The sequence below is a fragment of the Legionella sp. 39-23 genome, from assembly GCF_001897665.1.
Taxonomy (GTDB): Bacteria; Pseudomonadota; Gammaproteobacteria; order Legionellales; family Legionellaceae; genus Legionella; species Legionella steelei.
In genome coordinates this window covers 24,345-48,778 of sequence record NZ_MKTO01000047.1, presented here as the reverse complement: position 1 = coordinate 48,778, position 24,434 = coordinate 24,345, and the positions used below count along the sequence as shown (strand labels likewise).

Sequence of the window (24,434 nt, the reverse complement as noted above, 5' to 3'; positions counted from 1 at the left end):
AAACGTGCGCCAATTGTCTCATCTATACCTTGCGATTTCTGTACTCAGTCTTTCTTCACCCAATTGGGCAAGCTCCGATTTTAGTTTGCCTTTTGTAAACACCGCAAGCTTGGGGGTGGCATATGCCGATTGGGCAACTGCTGCTAGTGATGCAAGTACGAGTTATACGAATCCCGCGGGTTTGGTGAAGCTAGCCCATCAACAAATTGTGGGTAATGCACTAGGTATTTTCGGTACGGCACGTTTTACAGGCACTGCAGTAACACCGTCATTTCCATTTCCTTTTCCGGTCGTACAATCAGGGGTAGCACGTAGTCAAATTAAGGCGTTCATGCCATCGTTTTATTATTCTAAGCCAATTAACAAGCGCATTACTGTTGGTTTTAATTTTACAACCCCATTTGGGCTGGGTACGAATTATGGTTCTTCATCTTCATCGATTGCTCGCTATGCATCCACGCGTTCACAAGTTGTGGGGATTGATGTTGGTCCAAGCGTAGGCGTGAAAATAACAGACCGTTTTTCTGTAGGTGCAGGATTTGATGCACTACATTTGGCATTTACCCTGAATAATATGTATGGCCCACCCATTTCTTTTCCTTTGGATTCAAGACTCGAAAATCATTTGAGCGGTTGGGGATACGGTTGGCATGGTGGGTTATTATTTGATTTTTCACCAGAAACGCGGATAGGGCTGAGTTATAACTCTAAAATCTCGATTACGACCAATGGGCATAGTACGGTGCATGTACCATGGGAAGGCGTCTTCAGAACCAATCAACAACAAACTAAAGCTGCTTTACCTGCTCGCGCTCAATTGAGCTTACAACATGATTTCACACAGCGATGGACGGGAATGGCCACGGTGTTTTACACCAATTGGCGAACGTTTAATCAAATAACAATGGATCATACCGAAACGCCTATGGGAGTAACCATTCCAGTAACGATTCCTTTCAATTACCACAACTGTTTTGATTACGCAGTTGGTGCTACGTTTAAGGCAACCCCAAAAATGTTATTACGAGGTGGTATTCAATTTATGAGTACTCCTTCTAACGATCAGGATCGTGGCATCGCAGATCCTGTTGGAAGTGCAACGATTCTGGCTGTGGGAGCACATTTTCAACCCACAGAGAATTTAGGTTATGATGTGGGGATTGGTCATTCTTTCTTCAACCAAATGCCGGTGAATCTCGTTACTCCTGTGACATCCCTTTCAGGACATACCAACACACAAACGACAGCAATCGGTGGACAAATTACCTGGAGTTTTGCATAGTGTAACCCGGGTTATGGCTTTGCCTTCACCCAGGCTACATTAGGCATCACATTCTTCTTTACAAAAGCGCTGTAACTTTTCGGTAATTTTTTGAATTACTTTCGATCTTATTTCTTTTTCTCTTATAAACAGATGCCCGCTATCAAATTGTTGGAATTCACACGGTTCTAAGGAGTGTTCAGCCCATCCAAAATGATCTTCTGGAGAGACCCACGCATCCTGTTTTCCTAAAAATACCGTAGTGCTTAGGTTTAAAGGTAATTCATCGCGGTAAGTATAACTTTTTACTATATTCATATCGCCAATAAAAATAGGTAATAAAACTTTGATAATACTTTTGTTCATGCGTTCATCGCTGTAATCAACAATGCCGTTTTCTTGAAATACACTGGATAAAGCAGTTAATTGTGCCTCATCTAACTCACCAATGTGCTCTGAGTTTAAATCAAATAAATTGATGTTCATTTGTTGTAGTTTAGCCAGCAGATTATGCAAACTTTTGGAGGGTACACGAGGATCAGGATATGCTGATGCAAAAAGATGCGCAGGCGTTGGTAGGTGATGTGTACGTAAATAGCGAGTCAGTTCAAAGCCAATTAGTGAACCAAAACTATGACCAAAAAACGCAAAAGGTAAATCAAATTGAGGTTTTAGTTGATAGGCCAACAAAGACACTAAAGTATCCAAGTTATCAAGAGGCTGTTCTTCCATCCGATTTTCTCTACCTGGCAATTGTACTGGGCATACTTCAATAAAATCAGGAAATTCCTGCTGCCATTCGCGATAAATAGAGGCGCCTCCACCACCATACGGAAAGCAAAATAAGCGTATTTGAGCATGCTCTTGTATTTTTCGATTGGCGATCCATATATTATCGAAATGGGTTGCTGGTGTGGGTTCCTCTTTTGCTCCTATCCATTGGCTTGATAACACATACTCTGCAATCTCATTAATTGACGGGCCTTGCATCATCAAAGGTAAAGAATATGTCACGTTCAAATTGGTTTCTATGATGCGGATTACTGCTAATGCCATGAGAGAATCCATCCCCAGTTCATGCAAGGACTGGAAGGGGCTAATATCATTTTGGGGCATCGCAAAAATCATCGCAAATTGCTCAGTCAAATAATGGATCAATTGCTGTTTACATGTTGTATAAGGCAAAGATAAATCAAGTTGAAACTGAGATTGAATTTCCATTATTTTATCGATTTGCAGGGTATCGTTGAGTATGGTCATCTGTAGACCATGGCATTGAGCGAGCAAACGATAATTTTTATCCAATAAATACCAATCGGCAATTATATGCTTTCCTTCGGGATGCAGTTCTTTTAATACGGTGTATATATACTTTTGCTCTTCTGCTGCGCCATAAAATTCAATAGTACCCATATGCGATGCAATATAGGGTTTAGTAAATTGTTCTGGAAGCAGTAAGAAGAGTGTTTGAATACAGGCATCAAAGATCCCTGGATGCATTTGCGTTATAAATTGTGTCCCACGCTCTGAAGCCTTAGGTTCGCGTAATTCACAAAATAATTCATTGTCATTTGTCCAATATTGATGTGCCCAGCGAATGGTATCGCCTGCGGGCATACCCATACCGGTGATGCGTTTGTAGAATGATTCCTGAGTTCCGGATGCCGGAAGTCGTTTGAGCAACTCGTTCTTGCTTGCAAGTTGACTGAGAGGTGAGGTATTCAACGCTAAAGCGCCTGTGGCATGTTCTATCCAATTGTCTTTGCCATCATTGCTGAAAAAACGAAATATTAAGCCATTGTGCTCTTCTTTTTCGATGATTAAGTGGACCAAAACGGTTTTTCCATCCAGAACTAATATAGGCGATAAAAAATTAAGTTGTTGCACATTAAAGGAAACTGTAGATTGTAGTTGCTGTGTGGCATACGCCAACATTTCCAGATAATAACCTGCATGCAATACATAAAATGTATCCTGGATTTCAGGCATTGTTTGTGTATCAAAGACAAACTCAAATTGGCGCGCTGCTAAAGGTGAGGCTAGGGTCTTTCCGCGCATTGGGTAGCTTGGATTAACACGCGCATTGGATGTGTGCCCAAAGCTTGGCCAATAGACTTTGTGTTGCCATGGATAAAACGGCATATCCAAAGGCATGTAAATGCGTTCTTCTTCAAATTTTTTCCAATCGACCTGAGCTTGGTTTATATAGTTTTTTGCTAAGAGAGACAAATCCATGTTCACAAATTCGGATATGCTCAAGGGGTTGTTGGATTTTTTTAGGTCATGATTGATAAATACATGTTCCTGTTGCCTGTGAGGGTCTACACGCAAAGCCTCTAGTTTTTGATACAGATCTGCAACTGAATCAGTAATTATTGCTAAACGATGCACATAATGCGAACGTCTGACATGGAGGTTATAGCAGAGCTGTGCCAGGTTTGTTTCTGGTTTATTGTTTAAAAAAGCACACCAACGCTCAATCAAAGCCGATAATGCAGCAGGCTCTTTTGCCGAAATAGTGAATAACTCGTTATCCCGGGCAACAGGTGCCGAATCGGGTTGCTCATGTAAAGAGAGTTCCCGCAACACAAGATGTGCATTGGCACCACCAAAACCAAAGCCACTGACTCCCGCAATACAGCTATCACCATATCGAGGTAATTGCTCCGTTTGTTGTGGAATACGCAAGGCGTAACGCTCAAATGGAATATGTGGGTTGGCCTGCGAGAAGTTAAGGTGGGGTGGAATGAAACCATGTTTTAAAGCTAACGCCACTTTAATGATGCTCACAATACCTGCTGCGGGTTCCAGATGCCCTACATTGGTTTTGACTGAACTTATCCAGCAGGGTTTTTCAGGCGCGCGATTTTTGCCGACAATTTCGCCCAAGGCTTGAATTTCAATGGGATCTCCGAGAAAGGTACCTGTTCCATGACATTCGATATAGGCAACATCTGCCGGATCGGTTTGCGCTGCCTTATATGCCGAGCGTAATAAGTGTTCTTGTTGTAAGCCATTCGGTGCAGTTAAGCCATTTGTTTTGCCATCTTGGTTTATTGCCCCCCCCATAATCACGGCATAGATTTTGTCTTGATCCTTTAATGCTTGCGAAAGTGGCTTCAACACAATGGATCCAGCTCCTTCTCCTTGCACATAGCCATCGGCATTGGCATCAAAAGTGTGGCACTGTCCAGTAGGCGAAAGCATCGTTGCTTTGGCCAAAACAGAATGAATAGACGGTAATAAATTGATATTTACAGCGCTAACCAGTGCGGTATCACATAATTTTGCCTGCAAGTTAAGACAAGCTAATTGAATGGCAATCAGCGATGAGGAGCACGCAGTATCTAACACCAGACTGGGTCCACGTAAATCGAATAAATACGATAAGCGATTTGCTGCCATACTGATGGCACTTCCGGTAGGAATAAACAAAGCATCCATATCCGAATCCAGTTTTTGCAGATGGCTAAACTGACTTGCATAGAGGCTGGAAAAAACCCCCATATTGGATCCAGCTAAAGCCTCAATCGTTAAGCCGGCATCTTCAAGCGACTCATAAGCAACTTCCAATAAGATGCGTTGTTGTGGATCCATGCGCATTGCTTCGCGGGGACTAATGCCAAAAAAATACGCATCAAATGCCTCAATATGCTGCAAATAGCCTCCCCAATACGATAAATTGGCGTCACGTTGCTCTGGTTCGCGAGTACCTTTAAGGAGTTCCCAACGTGTATTAGGTATTGAGGAAATGACATTTTTACCTTGGCAGAGTAATTCCCAAAACTCTTGCGGAGTATTTGCTGTGGGTAAACGACAGCTCATCCCGATAATCGCCATCGGTTCAAATAAGTGCTTATTTTGTTCCTGCAAAAGCTTTTTTAGCTTTTGAATCATTAACAATGATTTTTTTAAAGTAGTTGTGTCATTCATAGGCAAGCTCTAGCTCTTTTAATTCCAATTCAAGTAGTTCATTAAGTTGTGCGGCGTTTAATTGATCCAGATCATGCGTTTCTTCTACGCTAAAAAAGGGGGTAGGACTTGATTCGCTGGGCATCTGTACACGTTGCATGATGTATTCAGTCAATTGTTTGAGAGTGGGGTAGCGGTATAAATCCATAGGTGCGACCACATCAGGGAAGTGTTTACCTAATTCTTCGGTATAATCGATTCCGGATATGGAGTCCAAACCGTATTGCTGGAAGGGGGTATCTCGTTCTATTTCTGCCTCGTCTAATCCTAATACGCTTGCAAAAAGATTCAGAACTAATGCCGTAATTTCCTCGGGGCTTAATGAGGAAACGACTGCTGTTTGTGTGTTTGCAGCATATTCAGCAACAAAATAGCTAAAGAAATCAAGCTGCTTGGCCGTGGGATTCACTTGTAAAAATTTCTTCCATTGAATCTTACATACTGTCATTTCAGCATGATCGAGGCGGAGTAAAGTATGAAACAAGGCAACTCCTTCTTTAATACTCAAGGAAGCCATACCTACGGCATCTAAAAATGCATCATGATTATGTCGGTGGCTCATCCCTTTTTCCGACCAGGCCACCCAGTTAATACTTGCTGCAGGTAATTGCATACTGCGGCGATATAAAGCAAGACCATTCATAAATTCATTTGCTACGGCATAAGCACTGAGTCCAGCCATGCCAAAATGAGGTACTGCGGCAATAGAAGAAAACAAAACGAAACAAGACAGGGGGGCGTGTAAAAAGAGTTCGTGCAATACCAGTGAGCCTTGTATTTTTACGCGCAACACTTTCTGCCATAATGCCTCATCCATCTCGGCAATCGTGACGTTATCCGTAGTGATTCCCGCCAAATGAAAAACGCCATCAATAGGTTGTTGCCATGCGTTTTCAGCATCCTTGATTGCCTGATGCATTTGGTTTTTGTCAGCGACATCGACTGCTGCATAACGGACTTGTGCTCCTTTCGCTTCTAATTGTTTGAGCCAAGTATTTTTCTCATGAGTTTGTGAGGACAGTTCTGTAGTTCCAGTAAGCAAAATAAAACGCGTGCCTTGGGCGACAATAAATTCTGCTATTTCATAACCTAAAGCACCTAAACCGCCAGTAATTAATGCCGCAACAGGAGTCCTCCTGGAGGGTATCTCCTGATTGTGCGGCATTTCATAAGGCATGAAGCGAATGGTATAACGTTCCGCAGCACGATAGGCAACGTGATTTTGTTGGGCTTGGTACTGAGCTAATTCTTGAGCTAGGATCTTCGCATTTTGCTCCATACCTGCATTTATCTCCAGATCAAGGAGTAGGGCTTGATATTTTGCTTGTTCGGCGGCAAAAATACGGGTCATAGACCAAAGATGGTGTTGCCAGATATTCACGGAATCACTGGGATTTACATACTGAGCAGATTGTGAGGCAAGACAAACGATTAATTGCTGTGACCACGAATGTTGGATCAGGGCTTGGAACAGATACAATAATTCCTGTGCAGGATCTGCTTGGTTTCCTGTATTTGAGTTCTGGGTAGAGCCGAAATAGATAACTCCTCTTAAAAGTTCTTTATGTCGTGTATGAATAGTAGCAAATAATTGCTCATAATCTGTTTTTTGAGAACCATTGATGGTGTATTCATCTGCACGAATTGATGCAAATTGCTTGCCTGTAACACAATAAATACTGTCACCAAATTCTTGTTTTAATGAGGGTACTGACTCTTGCTCACAAAAAATAAGCCATGTTCCTTCATTTTTTAACAATCCAGACTGCGTTAGCTGCGGATTTTTCTCCCATTGGGTGAGGTAAAGCCAATCTTGGGCGTCAACTACGTCAGGGGTGTACACTACAGATGGCGGCGTTGGCTGCACCGTGGGTTCGATGTCCTTAGTTGGTATCCAACAGCGTCGTTTTGTAAAAGAATAGGTAGGTAACGAAATAATATTAGGAAGGGTTTGTTTGTATAATTGTTCCCAGTCTATTTTTCCTCCATTAATCCAATGTTGGGCTAATTCTTCATAGCGTGCATTGTCGATTAATTCTGCTGCATGCGCGGGTTGCGGTGTGTTTTGTGTTTGATGATTTATCCAGAGTTGAGAATGATGACTCTGAGGATAATTCGCCAAGACTGCAAGCAATTCGTCCGGGTTGCTAACAATCACTGCCAGTCGCGCGCTCATATGCTCTCGGCCTGTTTGCAAAGTAAAGCATGCATCTCTGAGCCATTCTTTGTTTGCTGTATGAGGATGTTGCAGCACATAGCGATGCATTTGTTGTACTTGTGCCGCTAATCGCTCTTCATTTAATGCAGATAATAAGAAGATATATGGGCCATTGCTCATGTTCTGCTGTGTTATTGGTGGCAGGTATTCCTCGATAATCATATGTACGTTTGCGCCACCCGCACCAAAAGAGCTGACGCCAGCACGACGAGGTACATTATACCCAGGCTGCCAATCAGTGAGTTCTTGTTGTACATAAAAAGGTGAGTTTTTGAAATCAATAAAGGGGTTCAATTGGGCGCTATGTAATGTCGGGACTAATTTTTGGTGGCGCATCTGTAAGAGCACCTTGGCCAATTGCGATACTCCTGCTGCAGACTCCAGATGTCCAATATTGGATTTGACAGAACCAATTGCACAAAATTGTTTGTCTTCCGTATAGTGTTCAAAGGCATCTTGCAAACCACGAATTTCTATGGGGTCGCCTAGAGATGTTCCTGTGCCATGCGCTTCAATATACGATACTGTTCGCGCATCCATATTCGCATTCTTTAAGGCTTGGAGAATCACCGCGGCTTGCGCATTGGGATTGGGGACCGTATAGCCACTGGTTTTACCCCCATGATTCATACTGCTTCCTTTAATTACCCCATAAATCATATCATTATCGGCTATTGCCTCAGCCAAAGGCTTCAATAATACAGAACCAACGCCTTCAGCAGGCACATAACCAGTTCCCCCTTCAGCAAAACTGGCGCAACGCCCTTGTTCGGACATAAAATTAAAACTGCCCAGGAAGTGATATTTACTAGGATGTAAGGACAAATTAACCCCGCCAGCAATTGCCATTTTGCAATCACCTCGTAACAGGCTCTCACAGGCTAAATGGATTGCTGCCAAAGAGGATGAGCAGGCTGTATCGACAACAAAGCTTGGACCATGTACATCAAGAAAGTAAGAAATGCGGTTTGCTACTGAGAACGATTGGATATCCAGTGGCACACGATTGCCTTTTTGCCACTCTTCCGCAATAAATAATGGATAAAAGTTATACGTGACACCAGCAAATACGCCAACAGAGTTTTGTGCTTTGTGTTTTAATTTATCTCGTGTGTAACCCGCATCTTCCAGCGTAGACCATACGGATTGCATGAATAAACGCTCTTGTGGATCCATAAGTCCTGCATCGCGTGGGGAGATGTTAAAAAACAGCGGATCAAATTTATCGACATCAGGAATAAAGCCTCCATGGGGGAAATAGTGTTCCTCGCCGCCGAGCACTACAGGATAGTCTTTATAATTCCAGCGCTCGGCCGGTACTTCGCCCACACAGTCAAGCCCCGAGCTTAAGTTATGCCAAAATTCATCCATGGAATTGGCCATTGGGAAGGTGCCGTTTAAGCCAATTATGGCAATGTCGCGCGATGTATGGCTCATCTGTTCATAGGCGGTGGTTATGGGTTTAACCGCTTCTATCTCAAGTGGCGCAACTGACGGCTTAGCATCGATGGTAGGCATCAGCACAGACAATTTCTCTTGATGATGTTTGATAAAATATTTGGCTAAATCATTTAATCGATTGCGCTCATAGAGTAGGGTTTTAGGTAGGGTGCCGAAATCTTTCTCCAGGCGATTGGTAATTTCCAAACCAATCAATGAGTCAACGCCATAGACTTCATAGGTTTCATCCAGTTGAATACGTTCGGGGGTCGTCCGTAGTTTTTCCGCAAAGACTTGCTGTAAATAGCTTAATACTTGGCTGGAGCGGTCCATTGTTACTGGGATACTCGGATTAGTCGCTGGTATGATAACTTTGGGTGGTATGGCATTTGCTTCCAGATCATACCAATAACGTTGTTTGCTAAAGGGATATGCCGGTAACGACGCGATGCGTTGTAGGTTTTCTCCAGCATATACGTCATGCCAATCAATTAAGTAATGTTTTGTATAGAGATCAGCCAGGATAAATAACTTGTGGCGATATTGCTCTGGGTGTTCTGGCTGCTGTAATGCGTTAATCGCTGCCTGGTATACTTCATCAAATACGGGGCCTTGGATAGTCAAGGTTTGGCCTTCGTTTAACATGCAATACTCAGGGACTTCATGTTGACTTAACAAGGTTAATGCATGCAATAAGGCGTCAATAGAGTCTACTACTAGAGCGCAACGGTAAATAAAATGCGCACGACCGGCATTAAGCGTAAAGCTGAGTGCAGCTAAGGAGACTGTTTCTTTATTTGAGTTAAGCCATTGCTGCAAATCTGCTATTTTTTGTTGCAAACTTTCTTGGTGTTTAGCCGACAGTACAATTAAATAATAGGGTTTCGTGTGTTGGTTCGTCACGGTCGTCTGATGGGGGAGACCTTCCTCTAGAACAATATGCGCATTAGTGCCACCAAATCCAAAAGAGCTCACGCCCGCACGCAATGGAATATCCTCTCCGCGTTCGTTTTTATTGCGTTGCCAGGGTTGTGTTTCTTTGGCAATGTAAAAAGGTGTGTTGGTTAAATTGATGTACGGGTTTAATTCATTGAAATGCAAAATACCGGGTATGGTTTCATAGCTCATGGCCATAATCAACTTGATGACTCCCGCAATTCCTGATGCAGGTTCTAAATGACCGATATTGGTTTTGACCGAACCTAAAGCAATGGAGTTTTGTGTGATTTCTGATGTAAGTAGCGTTGAAAATGCACGTTTCAATCCTTCGATTTCAACGGGATCGCCTAAAGCGGTTCCTGTACCATGCGTTTCAATGTAGGTCACTGTTTCAGGATTAAAATCAGCTTGTGTGTAAGCTCGAATTAATAGCTCGCTTTGTGCGACTGCATTCGGTGCGGTTAGCGATTGTGCCTTGCCGCCATGATTTACTGCGGAGGCTTTAATGACTCCATAAATATGATCACCATCTGCTTGCGCTTGTTTTAATGATTTTAATAAAAGGCCAGCCACGCCTTCTCCTTTAACGTAGCCATTTGCAGTCTTGTCAAAAGTTTTGCAACGACCATCAGCGGATAAGGCACCCAATTGGCTCGTGACGATTAGCGTATCAGGGCTTAATAGAAGGCTTACGCCACCGGCGATTGCCAACTCACACTCCCCATGGCGAATAGCCTGTACTGCACGATGGATCGCCACCAAGGAGCTTGAGCAAGCGGTATCTATGGCTTCACTCGGGCCTTGGAAATTGAAAAAGTAGGAAACGCGATTGGCAATCATGCTATGCGAGTTCCCTGTCGCAATAAATCCGTGATGTTCTTTTTGTTGTTTGGCAATTAAGGTCTGATATTCGCTAAACTCAACTCCTGCAAAAACCCCAATGTTGCGTGAGGGTAGCGAAAAAGGATCGTAGCCGGCATCTTCAATGACTTTCCATGCAATTTCCAAAAAGAGCCGTTGTTGCGGATCCATAAGATTCGCTTCGCGGGCTGAAATATTAAAGAAGCCTGCGTCGAATTGATCGAAGGCATTAATAAAAGCACCCCATTTGGAATTACTTTGATGTGTTTCATTGCCAAAATGATCACGCCAATTCCAACGTTCTATAGGGATTTCAGTTACTAAATCATGCCCATCAAGCATATGTTGCCAGAATGTGGCAAGATCATCGGCTTGGGGGAAAAGCCCCTGCATCCCGATAATCGCAATTGTATCTACTGTATCGGTTGCAACAGGTCTGGATTGCACTGGACGAGTATGGTCGTGCAGTTGGGCTATTTCATGGTGTGCTTGCGCTACTGCCTCAGGAAACTGATTGATAAGATATTGACTGATTGATAAGACGCTACTGTGGGTAAAGAAAAGGGCCGGGGTAAATTCTATTGCATATTGCTCCGTAATCTTTTTGGCTAATTCAATAAAATGGACCGAATCCATCCCATATTCGCCAAGATTTTTTTCTAGCGCAATTCGGTGTTGTGTCATTTGTAAAATGTGAATGACTTGTCGAACCAGAAAAGAATGTACCTTGTCAGTAAGTCCGTTTGACGTTAATACCCCATTGCCTTGTTGCGCTTCCAGGCTTTTATGTTGTGCTATATCAGAGTACCAATAACGTTCTTTGGCAAAAGGATAAGTCGGTAAGGATATTTTTTTCCTGGATTCATCGGCATGTATTTGCTGCCAATCCAAAGTCTGACCTTCTACATAAAATTTTGCTAATGTCAGCAAAGCTTCTTTATAGTGAGTGGGTTGGGACAATTGTTGCATCATTATTGGTAAAAGCGTCGTATTGAGCAAGCTGTTTTCAGGTTTATTGTCTGCATTGTGCTGCATGAACAAGTGAGCAGGGTGTTGCTGCGCTTTAAATTGTTGTATTAAATCGCCCACTTCAGCAAGCGAGCTTGCAACCATGGCACAACGGCATTCAAAATGACTTCTGCACGCATTTAAGGTGTAACTAACCTGTTCGAGCTGCGCCGAGGGATTATTTTCCAGCCAAATCAGTAAATCGTCCAAGCGTTGATTTAAGGCGAGTTCGGTTTTGGCAGATACGGTGAACAAATAATGTGACTTGTTCTGTGTCGAAGAGGACAATACTTCCGGTGCCGCAGATAAAATCAAATGGGCATTAGAGCCTCCGGCGCCAAAAGAGCTGATTCCTGCAATTCGTGGCACATTAGCTAGGGGTTGTTTCCATTCACTGACGGTTTGCTGCACACGAAATGGCGTGCGCGACCAGTCTATGTTGGTATTTAAGGTTTCAGAGAAAAGCGAAGGCACTAAGGTTTGATGTTGTAATTGCAATACCACTTTGGTAACGGCAGCAATTCCTGCGGCAGACTCACAATGGCCAATATTGGATTTTACGGAGCCAAGAGCACAGTGCTGTTGCATGGATTGCGCAAATACTTTATTTAGGCTGGCCATTTCAATTGGATCACCCAGTGACGTTCCAGTGCCGTGTGCTTCAAGGTAACTGACTTGCGCAGGATCAACCTGAGCTTTTTGGTAGGTTTCTGCAAGTAATTCAGCTTGTGCATTCGGGTTTGGTACAGTGTAACCGTTTGTTTTGCCGCCATGATTGAGATGGCTGCCCTTAATTACTGCATAAATGAGGTCGCCATCTTCCAGCGCTTTATCTAAGGGTTTGAGCAATACGGCACCGACGGCTTCGCCAGGTACATAGCCATCGCCGCCATCACCAAAACTGCGGCAATGCCCATCACTTGCTAAAAACTTTCCGTGGCTGAGCAAGAGGTATTTATTGGGGTGCAGTGACAGATTGACGCCACCCGCAAGCGCCATGTCACATTCGCCCTCATGGATGCTTTGACAGGCTAAATGAATTGCTGTGAGTGAAGAGGAACACATGGTATCCAGCGCGATACTTGGACCACGAAAATCAAAAAAATAGGAAACCCTATTGGCAATTGATGCAAACACCGAGTTCGTGGGGACAAACTTATTGGGTTGTGCTGCTTCATGAGCAAACAGCTGGTACTGGCCATACATAACGCCTACATAAACCCCAATTTTGCTGCCGGCTAATGTTTCACGGGCATATCCGGCATCTTCTATGGTGTGCCAAGCAGTTTCTAAAAATAATCGTTCTTGTGGATCCATTAATGTCGCTTCACGCGGCGAAATATTAAAAAACAGAGGATCAAAGTGATCTACGTCTTTTAAAAAACCGCCCCATTTACTGTACATTGTGCCTTGACGCTCTTGATTGGTATCAAAATAATCTATCAAGGTCCAGCGTTCCTTGGGGATTTCTGTAATACAGTCTTTGCCTGCACACAGATTGTGCCAAAACTCTGTTATATTCCTCGCTTCAGGATAGCGTCCACTGAGGCCAATAATGGCGATATCAGATGATTTCGAGGTGTTTTTGGTGAAACCAAGACGTCTGGGGGCTGCTATTATGTTTCTGGGCGCGGTAAGGAATTTTGTCATTCCCGCGTAGGCGGCAATCCCTTCTTGAGTTAGCACTGGTGTATGACTCAGGATGGAGTCTTGCTTATGTAGGGACGACAATTCCGCATGCGGTAGGTGCAGACTCAATTCATTGCTGTAATGCGCTATGAAATATTCGGTTAAATCCGCCAAGTTGTGGCATTCAAAAAATATGGTTTTGGGTAATGCGGTGAACTCTTTGGCCAAGCGTTGATTGAGTTGAATGATCATCAACGAGTCAATGCCATAATTTTCGAAAGGCAGGTTCCGCTCAATTCGCTCTGGCGAGCACTTCAATGTCTCAGCGAGTATCTTTTTCAAAAAGTCTTCGGCGAATTCACCTACATTGGGATTGGATACATGGGCGGTCACTGGTTGTTGCCGCAGCGAATTTTTTTGTAATGCATGCCTGAGCTTTTGCTGATAGCCTGGGAGAACAATGCACTGCGCAACTTTATGCTGTAATGCTTGCAAGAATGCATTCAATCCTTGCTCAGTAGATAAACTTAAGATGCCTAAGGTTTGCTCTAGCTCTTGCTGATATTCAGGAGCGATATGCAATCCCCCTTCCTCCCAAAGCGGCCAGTTCATTGATAGTGTCTGTCCGTGGCAATTCCCGCGTGCTCTTTGTTGCTCCCGTTCGTAGGCAAATTCATCCAGAAAACAATTCGCGTAGGCATAGTCACTTTGCCCAAGGTTGCCAAACACTGCGGCAACCGAGGAAAAGAGAATGAAAAAATCTAAAGGTTCTTGACACGTTGCTGTATGTAAATTACTGGCACCATAAATTTTTGGTGCTATAACATCCTCTATTTCGGGGATTGTTTTATTGACAATCAAGCCGTCGTGAGTCACTCCTGCAGCATGAATAATGCCATTGAGTACACCAAAATGCTCTTTAGTTTTTTGAATTAGTGTTTGCACTTGGGGCAAGGACGATACATCGGCAGAGATATAAACGACTGAGGCGCCGTGTTGCTCCAGTGTGGCGATTTTTTTTTGCTGCAGCGCAGACAGTGTTGTACGACCTGTTAATACTATTTGGGCTTGATAATGTTTTGCCAAATAGGTTGCAAACAAATATCCCAGTCCACCCATGCCGCCAGTAATTAAATAAACACCGGATTTTTTGAGGATTGGAGTTGTTACATTGAGTGGCGGTAGCGGCGTATAGTGTTTGATATAGCGCTGCTTCCCTTCATAGCGTACATAAATTTCATTTTGCGTTAATTCATGTGCAAGCAGGCTTAAATCATCTAATTCTATAAAGCGACAGGAAATTTTCGATTGCTCTTGGTGCACGCATTTTGCAAAACCATCCAATGCGCGCGAAAAAATGGAGCGTTTTTTACTGGTAATAATTAATTGTATTGGCTGTTTGGGGCTTAATTTACTGATTTGGGCTACTACGGTGTGCACCAGATAATAAGTCTGTTCGAGATTTTTTTGAATTTCTGTTGTTGTCCGCCGCCCATCATCTAACTCTTCCAGCGCAATAATAATACACTCGCTGAGTGTGTTGATAGGTACATCGGTAAGCGAGGATGTGTGTAGAAGTTGAGATGAAACGGTGCGCTCTGGGAACTGTTTTTTTATTGCCTGTATTGACCGTTCATTGCTTCCTAGAATCAGAATGGAGTCTGGATGTGTTCTGCTTGTTGTACGTGCTGTTTGCATCATCCATTGAGGAGTGTAATAAACAACATGTGCTTCAGGGCGTACCGGCTCATGCACTGCACATAAGGTAAATCCTGTAATGACTAATAAGAGCGTTCCTTCCGTATCAGTAACTTGCAGATTAAATACGGGCATATGTAGGGTGTCTTCGCTGGCAGTCAGCTGCGCATGGACATAACAGGTACTTGTTAACGCTTTATAAATATCGGCTTGCTCGATAGAAAAAGGTAGATACAGCGCTTCACGATTTTTCAGTAAAACCTGGGTTGTCTGTAAAATGCCATCGAATAAACACGGATGTAATACAAACTCATGAGCAGAGGTAGGTAGATCTGCAGGCAGGGCAACCTCTGCTAAAAGATTATGCTCATCGAAGTGTATGCTTTGAATGAGTTGAAAACTGGGCCCATAACTTATGCCTACATGATTAAAATGGTTGTAAATGACATTGGGCTCTTGGGTATAGGGCAATGTTGTTTTTAATTCGTGTAGGTTTAATCGGGGGAGTGGGGCATAGGCAGAATTATCCATATAATGCAGCATGCCATGCACATAAGAAACCGCCTCTTCTTGGTCTGTTATTGAAAAGGAGACACAATCGCTTTCAGGAAATAAAAGGATATGTAGCGGGGTGGACAGATCTTGATTTTTTATTGGTCTGTTCCAGGTGATCTGGCTTAGAGTGGTCACTTGTTGGTGACTTGATGCCATATTGGCAGCAACGCGGGCCATTTCCAAACACACCGCCCCGGGTAAGACGCGCTCCTTGTTGATTTGATGATCCCGTAAATAGAATTCATTTCCAGAAAAGCGTTTACTAAAAGCAGACGTAGAGAATGTAGAAATATTCTCATCAATCAATGTATGCGCACTTTGCTGCTCATGGTTTTTGATTTCCAGCCAATGGGACTCTTTGGCGAAAGGATAGGTCGGAAGCGATATTTTTTCCTGATAATCCCCATACACTGTGCGCCAATCAATGGATTTTCCGTGCAGATAATTAGTGCGTAGTTGATTTAAATTAGCCGGGTAACGATTAGGGGATAATTCGTCGTTTAGCAAATGAGACTCAATATCTTTGCTGGATAAAATGGACTGCAATTGTTCCTGTAACTCAGCAATTGTTGCCACAATCACGCAAAAACGTTTACTAAAATGTTGTCTTCCTGCATTTAAAGTGTAACTGAGCGCTGCCAGGCTTGGTAAATCCTTTTGTTTATCCAACCACGAAAGCAGATCTGCAAGACGTTGTTGCAATGCAGATAGTGTCATTGCCGATACGCTAATTAGATAAGCGGGGTGAGCAGGAGAGGGAACGGGTGGGTGTTCAGGGCGTTCCTCGAGGATAATGTGCGCGTTTGCACCACCGAAACCAAAAGAACTTATCCCCGCTCTTCTCTGCTTACCTGGAGCTTTGAGCCATTGCCTGGGTTTATCAACAACATAAAATGGGCTGTTCTCAATCTCAATATAAGGATTTAATTCATTTAAATGTAAATTAGCCGGTATCATTTCGTGATGCATGACTAATAAAGTTTTTATAATGCCCGCGATTCCAGCTGCAGATTCCAAATGGCCAATATGTGTTTTCACTGCCCCCAAGCCACAATAGTGTGTTGGTAAGGATTCAATGTTCTGCACTACGGCTAACTGTTGAAATGCTTTTTTTAAGCCGTTGATTTCAATGGGATCCCCTAATGGTGTCCCCGTTCCGTGGGTTTCGATGTATTGAATGCTGTCGATGGGAATTTGAGCGCGTTGGCACGCTGCAATAATGACTTCTGCTTGGGCATTGGGGTTGGGAGCTGTTAGCGTATTAACATGTCCTCCATGATTCACCGCAGTGCCTTTGATTACCCCATAGATGTGGTCACCATCTTGTAATGCCTGGGATAATTTTTTTAATAAAATAGCGCCTGCGCCTTCGCCACGCACATAACCATTGGCATGTGTATCAAAAGTCTTGCAGCGTCCGTCTTCACTTAACATGCCTGCTTGTCGAGCGGCAATAAATGAAGTAGGAGTAATTAACGTATTCACTCCACCTGCAAGCGCCAACTCACAATCGTTATGTAAAATTGCCTGCACAGCTTGGTGAATGGCAACCAGGGAGCTGGAGCAAGCGGTATCTATTGCTTCACTTGGCCCCCGCAAGTTTAAAATGTACGAAATACGATTGGCAATCATGCTGTGCATTGTGCCTGTAGTCAGGTAGGCATCCATGACCTCATTTTTTTGCAATAATTCGGCATAATCATGATTAAATACTCCCACAAACAAACCGGTTTTCATTGTGGCAAGAGTTGCTGCGGTGTATCCCGCGTCTTCAATGGTTTTCCACGCGGTTTGCAGAAATAATCGTTGTTGTGGATCAATAAGTTCTGCTTCGTGAGGCGAGATATTAAAAAACGCAGCATCAAATTGATCCACATGATCAATAAACCCACCCCATCTCACGGTTAAATCACGCCAGTTCCAGCGCGATAAAGGTACTTCACTGATGCAATCTTTTCCCTGAGATAAATTATCCCAAAAGGTATCCACATCGGGAGCCTGCGGGAAAATACCGCTCATCCCTATGATTGCAATGTCATTGGACTCATGTGTATGTTGTGTTTTTTCATGATGTACCACGGCAACGTTTTGTGTCGCTAATAAATCGTTATAAAACGCTGCTAAGGTAGCGTATTCATACAAAGTCGCAGGGGATAAGGCGAGCTCATAAGTTTCATTCAGTACACTGGTGAGATGAATGATATTGATTGAGTCAAAAGAATAACGACTTAACGGGGCATGTAGATCAATTTCTTGCTCATCTATGTTCAATACTTGCGCGACTAGATTGGCGAATTGCTTCGTCGAGCCAGTGTGCGAATTCTCATGTGCTGTTGTTATGGGCGAGTCATTGGTTAACCGGGTGAGCTTTTGCTCGTTAAATAGCAATTGTGCTTTTTTTCGTTGTAATTTGCCACTCCCAGTTTTAGGAATTGCCCCCCTAGGGCTTAAAACGACGTCGTAAATATCCACACCATGATGTTTGGTGATCGCATGACTAATTGCATTTTTGATCTCAGGATAGAGTGATGGATGCGTTTCTTCCGATAACTCCTGGACAATGATAATTTTTTCTTTGCCTGCAATTTCAGTTGAAAAGGCTACTTGGGGTAGTTTGATTGGAAATGCAGACAGTGTATTGGCGACAGTGATTTCTAGATCAAGCGGGTAATATTTTTTGCCATAAATGACAATGACTTCTTTTAATCTGCCAGTTAAATAAATTTCGTTATCCGAGATAAATCCAAGATCTCCGGTTTTAAAATAGTGCAGCGTACTGCCAGGTACTGTTGCCTGAAATACCTCTTGGGTTTCATCAGGGCGTCGCCAATAACCTTGGGCGAGTGATGCCCCTGATAACCAGATTTCACCAGTTTCTCCGGGAGCAACTGGCTGTTTGCTTTCAGGATCTACAACAAGGGCGTGTAGCCCTGCTAATAATTTGCCACTACTGACTATTTGTCGCGGTGTATCTTGCAGAGGCAATGAGTATGGTTCACGGCCATAAGACGTTACTGCAATTGCTCCCGATAATTCGGACATCCCGTATGCAGAACAAAATTGCTTAAGCTCAAAGCCGCATATTTTAAATTTGCTAATAAATTGGGTAAGTGTTTGATATTGAACAATATCCCCACCATTAATTGCTACCTTCCAATGCTTTAAATTAAGCGCAGCAAGCGCCTCATCTGGAATGTTACGTACGCAAACATCATAACCAAAATTAGGGCACCCACTATGGGTGACACGATACTTTGTAATTGCTGATAACCAGGTAATGGGTCTATTAATGAAGGCTGCGGGCGACATAATAATGGCCAGGGTGCCATGATATAAAGGTACCAGGATACCGCATACCAATCCGTATACATGGGTATGAGGAGCCCAAGTTAAGGTGACACTTTTCTTGGTGTAATGCCAAACTTTAATGGTTTCTTGCAAACTGTGTTGCAAATTACCATGCGTGATGATGGCTGCTTTGGGCGTAGAGGTGGATCCTGATGTGTATTGTAAATAGGCAATAGTATCCGCGATAATCTCAATGGGTTGATACTCTCCAGTAGCGTGGGTTTTTAGCGTATCTGTAGCCAATATAGGTACTTTGTGTGTTAGCGTCGCTTCAATACTAGAGCGATACTGCTCCAAGCTTAAGACTGCAGCAATGTCCGCATCATCGGCTATGGTGTTCAGAAATGCTTCGTGTTTTGCAAACTCATCGATTTTAGGGCATGGTACTGGCACAGCAATTACCCCGGCATACCAGCATCCGAGCAAACTGGTTATAAACTCAATTCCCGTAGGATAAATAAGGAGTGCACGCTGGCCTAGCATGTGCTGGGATTGTAAATTGGCGGCAATCATTTTGGCTTGCTGATCCAGTTCACCAAAAGTGAGGCTTGCTGTCGGATGTTGTCCGTCTTCTAAATAAAGTGCTGCTTTGGCTTGAGGATGCTTTTGGGCGCGGTTCTGTACTACATTAACAATATTTTGCATATGCAACTTCCATTTGCTAAATCGATCATTTGAACTTGCATCATGCTATCAATACTCTTGGGTAATGTCATCTGTATAATAGGGATGGTTTGTAGACTGGTTGCTTGTAACCAGGATTTATCCCATGATCCTGGCTGTAAGCAACCAGGCTGAATGGATGCACTATGGTCACCAATTGGTTAGCGCTTCGTAGGTATTTTTGGCGTGTGCTTTTAAAAACGCGGAAAATGATTTGACATCCAGTGGTTTACTAAAGTAAAAACCTTGCATGATGTAGCACCCATTTTCTTTTAGAAATTTAATTTGCTCTAGTGTTTCCACACCTTCTGCCAAACAATCAATATTCATTCGATGCGCCAGGGCAATGGTGTTGCTCACGATATTTCTACTGTCGATGCTGACTTCAATATCTTGAATAAATGTTTTATCAATTTTTATTTTATTGACTTTAAAGAGCTTAAGATTACCAAATTCTGAGTAACCCGTACCAAAGTCATCAATGGCCAGCGCGATACCCATCTCGGTAAACTTATTAATAATGGGAATGGCTTCATTTTGAAATGCGTTAGATTCCGTGAGTTCCAGCTCAAGATATTTAGGCGAGAGTTTCAGACTATTTAAAACTTGTCCGATCCGCTCGACGAGATCATGTTGTACCAATTGTTTTGCAGACAAGTTAACGGAAATATTTAATTTAAATCCGCTATGATGCCATTTTTTCAATTGCCGACATGCAGTGCTTAATACCCATTCGCCAATAGGGAGGATCATGCCATTTGTTTCTGCCAAAGGGATAAACTCCATTGGCGAAAGCATTCCCAACACGGGATTATTCCAGCGTACTAAGGCTTCGGCACCACAAACAGTTCCGGTTCTTAAATCGATGAAGGGTTGGTAATTCAGAATTAATTCATTATTTTCAATTGCCCGATAGAGTTGGTTTTCAATGTTCAGTTGTCTGGACGCATCTGCGGTAATTACTGTATTGAACACACGAACACTGTTGCCTCCGCGCTCGGTTGCAAGGGTACGCGCTGCTTCTGCATGGGTAATCAGCGTATCGACATCTCGACCATCAGTTGGAAATACACTGATACCAATACTTGCGGTTAAATTCAATTCTTGTTGTGCCACATAGACAGGATTCTCTAAGACAAAAAATAAATCCTGAGTACACTCTTCTATTTCCAGCATGTCGATGATTGGATCAATTAAAATAACAAATACATCTTTACGTAATAGGGAAAAGAAATATTTTGTATTTTTTTCTGCAAGTCGCGCAAAACGTTGGGCAACACGATGGATAATAGTGGCGGATGCTTGATGACCGATACTGTCATTAATTTTCATCATATTGTTTAGCGAAAAGCAGGCAATGGCAAATTTGTGATGATCCTTAACCGCTTTTTCCGCTACATTGTTAATGTGCTCATAAAGAAAACGTTCATTAGGCAAATCGGTCAAGAGATCATGCGTTGCTTGATAGGTCACCAATTTCAATGATTGCTCCAATTCCATAGTACGCTCTTTGACTCGTCGTTCTAAGGATGCATTCATGTGTTCCAATTTACGACTCAGTAAAGCATTTTCATAACCTAAACGAAATAATTTTAAAATGATTCTATTTCCTACAAAGCAGGCAAAGAGCATAAATATTCCAAGTACTACAAATGAGCCAATAATTGACATGCTGATTTGACTGGTCGCAGAATGAGCTGATGAATCAATGCTCAAATAGAGATGATATAACAGCGTGGGAGTGAGCAAACAAACAATGCTGATGATTCCCATGGTTAAATCAATTGCAGTTGAGAAACAAAAACAAATCAAAACAGCAGATAAAAAGACAATGGTGGTCATCTGTTGTGGTATTCCATCATTCATAAACAAGATGCCAATGCTGCTCCATATCAGACAGATTAAGATGACAATATAGAGAAAACCTTTTCGACATTTAAGGATTTCTTCGCGGTTTATATGTTTGTATTCAAAGCGGAGTGCCCATAAGACGTTGAGTAAGTTTGCAATCACTAAAAGAGTATACCAAGAAATAATTAATGTAGGCTGGGTTGTCCTATATATAGCAAGAACATAAAGAAATGCACCAAAAATGTTAGCAAAGGCACCTAGCTTAACCATGCTGTGAAATGATTTTGCGGTTTCAAACTCAATTTTTCGATTGATTTCGTGTTGTTCGTCGGTGGTTAGTTGCGGTGCCTCGACAAATTTATGTGCCTTGATGGGGTTCGACATATAAGCTCCTTGCTTTCTAAGAAGTGGCAGAGTCACTTTCCCATTTCCTATATATAAGTATATTACTATTTTGTTTAATTGCTTCAAATTAATCAAATTGTTAAAATATAAAGCATGACCTCCAAAACACGTTGTTCTTGAATGCGTCCAGGAATTTTTTCCTGTTTTACAAGTTGAAACTGATGTTGTTCTACTAATTCTTTGATGTAGTCCGGATGATGGCTGAAACGGGCACTTGTTTCAAGCGACCACGGGTTTTCCATGCTGATTTCAGTGGTAAATATAAAATAGCCTTTGGACTTCAGGTGTTGATGAATGCTATGAAATAGGGTGTTAAGGTCACCAAAATAGGGCAAGACATCGGCTGCAACAATCAGATCATAGGTTGCTTTGTTTTGCTGTAGAAATTGATTTAATTCAGCTTCCACCAAATTGTCATAAATTTCCTTTGCTTTAGCTTGGGCAAGCATTTTTGCAGCAATATCAACACCGGTTAAATGTTTACTGAGTTCACGTAAAACAACTCCAGTTAAACCGGTTCCGCAGCCTAGATCTAAAGTATGGCTGTTGGTTGGTAATTCCAATTGGTGGACGACACGTGCTATGTGTTGTGGGATGGAGTAGTTGAGTGTGCCTTTCATATGTTGATCATAATAAAGGGCATAGTTATTAAATAAATTATGTGCATACTCCGGAGTCGTTGCCGCCTGTTTGTCTTTATTAAGGGCGTGGAGCATATGGGCACTTATGGTATCTTGAGGATTAATCATCAGTGCACGTTCTAAGTACTCTTTGGCTTTAGCTTTTTGCTCCAGCTTAAGATAAATGGCGGCCAGATTATTGAGTGAGGACGTATGTGTGTTCTCTAACTCAAGGATGTGATCAAAAAGAAGAATGGCTTCATTTAAATGACCTAAAGCCATTTGTGCTACGCCAGAATTGTATAAATATTCAATATTATCAGGATCTTTTTGCAGTAATACATCATAATGCATGAGCGCATTCTCAAAAAGATCATGATGCATGAATGTTGCCGCTAAGTTATTACGTGCTTCAATGTTCTCATTGTCCAAGGCCAAAGCTTTACTGAAATAATCGATTGCCAATTGGTTTTGTTGTCTTTTTAAGGCGATGACCCCCAGGTTGGAAAGCGCTTCTATTTGCTTACTGTCTTGCTCTAAAACATTTTGAAATGCCTCTTCGGCTTCCGCAAGGGCATTTTTTCCTAGATGTAACACACCGAGATAAAATAGTGCTTCGGTATGAAAAGGATTTAAGGATACTACATTGTTAAATTGAGTTTTAGCCGCATCTAATTGATTATTTTGCAGCAATAATAAGCCTAAATTAAAATGTGCCGCGCTAAAATCAGGCTCCGCATGAACTGCGCGAGTATAATGTAAAAGGGCTTGAGCATAATTTTTTTGTAACGCATAAACTGTGGCCAAGTTATTATGCGCCTGAGCATAGTCTGGCTTCAGTTCTATGGCTTGTTGGTAATATTCGATCGCCTTATCAAGGTGATGCAGTTTTTTGTACGCATTTGCTATGTTATTAAGTAGGCTCGCATTTTCAGGGCTTAAGGAGAGTGCCTGTAATAGATAGAGAATGGCATTATCCATGTCTCCCAATTGCGCATAAGTGAGTCCTAAAAAGTGCAAAGTATTCAGATGCTTGGGTTCTTGTAGCAATATTTGCTCATAAAGACTAATGGCTTGTGGTAAGTGACCTTCATATTGGAATTTATATGCTTGAGCAAAGAGTGCATCAGTGTCCATCATCAATTCTTAATTAGAGCACGCAGTTGCTTTAATGCTTGTGCGCGGTGGCTGATATTATTTTTAATTTTAGCAGGTAATTGTGCTGCCGTGCATTGAAAGTCTGGAATATAAAAAATTGGATCATAGCCAAATCCGCCTTCGCCAACAGCTTGGGTGTGAATCACTCCCTTGCATATTCCTGTGGCGATGATTGGCGTAGGATCGTTTGCATGTTGCACTAATGCTATGGCGCAATAAAACCAGGCTTCTCGTTGTTTTTCGGGAATATGAGCCATGTTTTCCAATAATAAATGGATGTTTTTTTCATCGGTTGCATCATTACCCGCATAACGCGCGGAATAAATACCCGGTTCACCATTTAAAGCCGGTACTACTAAGCCCGAGTCATCGGCTAAAGCGGGTTTTCCTGTATGTAAACTGGCATGACGGGCTTTGATGAGCGCATTTTCGATAAAGCTTAAGCCATCTTCTATGGCATCTGTAACCCCTAAATCGGATTGTGGGATACATTCTATCGGTGCTAATAAATCGCGTAATTCTTTAATTTTACCTAAGTTGCTGGTAGCGAGAATAATTTCTTTCATCATTTAGTCCACAAAAAAGGAGAATATCGTAGATACTGTCTTTAAATGCAATCTTTTAACGAAAATTTAGGCTGTTTTTTGTGATCATTGTAGCCTGGGTGCAGCGTCGTGAATCCCGGGTTACGGCTTTGTCTGCACCCAGGCTACAACGGACGTTTATGATAGCTGTACCTTGGTTGTAGTGCAGTCATTCTTTTTCATTTTTTAAACATTATTTTGATTAAAAAATAAACGGTTTAAAT

Annotated in this window: 6 protein-coding genes; 1 reads left to right on the top strand and 5 read right to left on the bottom strand. The window is 42.4% G+C overall.

Annotation, left to right across the window (positions count from 1 at the left end; all coding sequences use genetic code 11):
• The first annotated feature begins 4 nt into the window (after positions 1 to 4).
• On the top strand, positions 5 to 1,282 hold the full coding sequence (locus BGO44_RS17560; RefSeq protein WP_058510517.1) for an OmpP1/FadL family transporter: 1,278 nt from the start codon (positions 5 to 7) through the stop codon (positions 1,280 to 1,282).
• Between the two features lie 39 nt (positions 1,283 to 1,321).
• On the opposite strand, the gene BGO44_RS17555 is transcribed toward BGO44_RS17560, so the two are convergent.
• The 5 genes from BGO44_RS17555 to rdgB all read right to left on the bottom strand — a co-directional run bounded on the left by BGO44_RS17555 (position 1,322) and on the right by rdgB (position 24,192).
• Entirely contained in the window at positions 1,322 to 5,194 is a 3,873-nt protein-coding gene (locus tag BGO44_RS17555) for a beta-ketoacyl synthase N-terminal-like domain-containing protein (protein WP_273201237.1), read from the bottom strand.
• Complete coding sequence (locus BGO44_RS17550) at positions 5,187 to 19,574, bottom strand: SDR family NAD(P)-dependent oxidoreductase (protein WP_273201235.1); 14,388 nt, start codon at positions 19,572 to 19,574, stop codon at positions 5,187 to 5,189. Before BGO44_RS17550 ends, BGO44_RS17555 begins: the two co-directional genes overlap by 8 nt.
• A 168-nt stretch (positions 19,575 to 19,742) precedes the next feature.
• The gene (locus tag BGO44_RS17545) at positions 19,743 to 21,827 is read right to left on the bottom strand and encodes a putative bifunctional diguanylate cyclase/phosphodiesterase (protein ID WP_058510514.1); all 2,085 of its coding nucleotides are present in this window, start codon (positions 21,825 to 21,827) and stop codon (positions 19,743 to 19,745) included.
• A 92-nt stretch (positions 21,828 to 21,919) separates the two neighbouring features.
• Positions 21,920 to 23,605: a tetratricopeptide repeat protein gene (locus BGO44_RS17540; protein ID WP_273201243.1), complete on the bottom strand. Its 1,686-nt coding sequence runs from the start codon at positions 23,603 to 23,605 to the stop codon at positions 21,920 to 21,922.
• A 2-nt stretch (positions 23,606 to 23,607) separates the two neighbouring features.
• Positions 23,608 to 24,192 carry an RdgB/HAM1 family non-canonical purine NTP pyrophosphatase gene (gene rdgB, locus BGO44_RS17535; protein ID WP_273201241.1) on the bottom strand — a complete coding sequence of 195 codons (585 nt, stop codon included), beginning with the start codon at positions 24,190 to 24,192 and terminating at the stop codon, positions 23,608 to 23,610.
• Positions 24,193 to 24,434: the final 242 nt, after the last annotated feature.